The 984-nt window shown below is 52.9% G+C and carries 1 protein-coding gene; it reads left to right on the top strand.

The features are described 5' to 3' along the window. A partial coding sequence (gene secD, locus HW443_RS11855; protein ID WP_176238291.1) for a protein translocase subunit SecD occupies positions 1-984 on the top strand: 984 nt, incomplete at both ends.

Here is a 984-nt window from a genome sequence, read left to right as displayed (position 1 = left end):
CCCTCTATCATATCTTGACAATCTCTACTCGCCTGGGCCTTGATCTGAGGGGGGGCACCCGGGTGATCCTCACGGCTGCCGATGAGACAGGCGAAGGTGTCAGTGAAGAGAAGATGGAGAAGGCCATGTTGATCATCCAGGACCGGGTGGACCAATTAGGGGTCTCCGAGCCAGAGATAAACCGGGTGATAGGTACAGGGAGTATAGTGGTGGCCTTGCCCGATGTAGCTGACCCCCAGAAGGCTATTGACATCATCGGAAAAACAGCCCAACTGGAGTTCAGAATTCTGGAGGAATTTGATGAAGAGGATAAGCCGGTCTTTGGGTCAGTGTTGATGAGAGGAGACATGCTGCGGGATGCCAGCGCAGGATATGATCCCGATGGAAAGATCATCGTATCCATGACTTTCACCCCAGAGGGAGCAGACCGTTTTTACGAGATCACGTCGCAGAATGTGGGCCGGAGGCTGGCCATTGTTCTGGATGGAGAGATGAAAAGTGCTCCGGTCATAAAGACGGCTATTAGAGGGGAGGCGGTCATCGAAAACATTGACAGCCTGGAGGAGGCCAAAAACATTGCTCTGGTCCTTAAAACCGGCGCCCTGCCGGTAAACCTTGAGGTAGAAGAGGTGAGGGTAATTAGCGCTACCCTGGGCCTGGACTCCCTCCAGCAAGGCATCCGGGCCGGTATTATCGGCATAATACTGGTAATCCTGTTCATGCTGGTCTATTATGCCGGCCTGGGAGGGGTAGTATTTGCGGCCCTGGTCATCTACGGGGTTCTTTTCTGGGGAGTTCTGGTAGGCTTGAGAGCGGCCCTGACCCTTCCGGGCATAGCGGGAATGATTCTGACTATAGGCATGGCTGTGGATGCCAACATCATAATTTATGAGAGGATAAAAGAGGAAATAAGGAAGGGAAAGACTATCAGGACCAGTATAGCCGAAGGCTTCAAGTACGGTCTTCGCGCTATCCTGGATGCCA

It is taken from the genome of Candidatus Hakubella thermalkaliphila, from assembly GCF_013281975.1.
Taxonomy (GTDB): domain Bacteria; phylum Actinomycetota; class Humimicrobiia; order Hakubellales; family Hakubellaceae; genus Hakubella; species Hakubella thermalkaliphila.
Note: the sequence above shows the minus strand (reverse complement) of the source record. Positions and strands in the feature narration are given on the sequence as shown.